This is a genomic window from Streptomyces sp. ADMS (assembly GCF_033441795.1).
Lineage (GTDB): Bacteria > Actinomycetota > Actinomycetes > Streptomycetales > Streptomycetaceae > Streptomyces.
In genome coordinates, this window is record NZ_JAVFVX010000258.1 from 1,183 (window position 1) to 3,061 (window position 1,879).

Genomic DNA, 1,879 nt, shown 5'->3' on the forward strand with positions numbered 1-1,879 from the left:
CGGTGGTGGCGGTGGTGGTGGTGGCTTCCGTGTGCGTCTCAGCCATCGATGGCCTCCTTGAGAGCCGTGGCGAGCTGTTCGGCTTTGAACGGCATGCCGTTGACCTGGTTGTAGGAGCGGGCGTCCACCAGGTACTTCGCCCGGATCAGTGTGGCGAGCTGCCCGAGGTTCATCTCGGGGATCACGATCTTGTCGTACCGTGCCAGCACCTCGCCGAGGTTGTGCGGGAAGGGGTTGAGGTGGCGCAGGTGGGCCTGCGCGATCGGGACCCCGGCCGCCCGCAGCCGGCGGACCGCCGCGGTGATCGGGCCGTAGGTGGAACCCCAGCCCAGGACCAGGGTGCCGGCGGCGCCGGAAGGGTCGTCGACCGGGAGACCGGGGACGTCGATGCCGTCGATCTTCGCCTGGCGGGTTCGGACCATGAGGTCGTGGTTGGCGGGGTCGTAGGAGATGTTGCCGGTGCCGTCCTGCTTCTCGATGCCGCCGATGCGGTGTTCGAGCCCGGGAGTGCCGGGGACGGCCCAGGGACGGGCGAGGGTCTGCGGGTCACGCTTGTAGGGCCAGAAGACCTCGGTGCCGTCGTCGAGGGTGTGGTTGGGGCCCTGGGCGAACTGCACGCGCAGGTCGGGCAGTTCACCCACATCGGGGATGCGCCAGGGTTCGGAGCCGTTGGCGAGGTAGCCGTCGGACAGCAGGAGGACGGGGGTGCGGTAGACGAGCGCGATCCGGGCCGCTTCGATGGCGGCGTCGAAGCAGTCGGCGGGGGTGCACGGGGCGACGATGGGGACCGGGGCCTCGCCGTTGCGGCCGAACATGGCCTGCAGCAGATCCGCCTGCTCCGTCTTGGTCGGCAGTCCGGTGGAGGGGCCGCCGCGCTGGATGTCGACGACGAGCAGCGGCAGCTCCATCGACACCGCCAGCCCGATGGTCTCCGACTTCAGTGCCACACCCGGCCCGGAGGTCGTGGTCACCGCCAGCGACCCGCCGAAGGCGGCACCCAGCGCGGCCCCGATACCGGCGATCTCGTCCTCGGCCTGGAAGGTCCGGACACCGAAGTTCTTGTGCCTGCTGAGCTCGTGGAGGATGTCCGAGGCCGGCGTGATCGGGTACGAGCCCAGATACAGCGGCAGATCGGCCTGCTGACCGGCGGCGACGAGCCCGTACGACAGGGCCAGGTTCCCCGAGATGTTGCGATACCTGCCGGCCGGGAACGCGGTCGCCGCCGGCGCGACCTCGTAGGAGACGGCGAAGTCCTCGGTCGTCTCCCCGAAGTTCCAGCCGGCCCTGAACGCGGCGATGTTGGCGGCGGCGATGTCCGGCTTCTTCGCGAACTTGGCCTCCAGGAACCTCTCGGTACCCTCGGTCGGCCGGTGGTACATCCACGACAACAACCCCAGCGCGAACATGTTCTTGCTGCGCTCGGCCTCCTTGCGGGAGAGCGCGAAGTCCTTGAGAGCCTCGACGGTGAGGGTGGTCAGCGGCACCGGATGCAGGCTGTAGCCGTCGAGCGAGCCGTCCTCCAGCGGGGAAACCCCGTACCCCACCTTCTGCATGGCCCGCCTCGTGAACTCGTCCGTGTTGACGATGATCTCCGCACCGCGCGGCACATCACCGATGTTCGCCTTCAGAGCGGCCGGATTCATCGCGACGAGCACATTCGGCGCGTCCCCGGGGGTGAGGATGTCATGGTCGGCGAAATGCAGCTGGAACGAAGAAACGCCCGGCAGAGTACCTGCGGGCGCCCGGATCTCCGCCGGAAAGTTCGGCAGAGTCGACAAATCGTTCCCGAAGGACGCAGTCTCGGAAGTGAAACGGTCCCCCGTCAACTGCATACCATCACCCGAATCCCCCGCGAACCGGATGATCACCCGATCGAGAC

General features: G+C 68.2%; 1 protein-coding gene. It reads right to left on the reverse strand.

Annotated elements, in window-relative coordinates:
• Positions 1-38: 38 nt before the first annotated feature.
• The coding region (locus RB628_RS40050; protein WP_318325572.1) for a 2-oxoacid:acceptor oxidoreductase subunit alpha at positions 39-1,879 on the reverse strand (1,841 nt) is incomplete at its 5' end.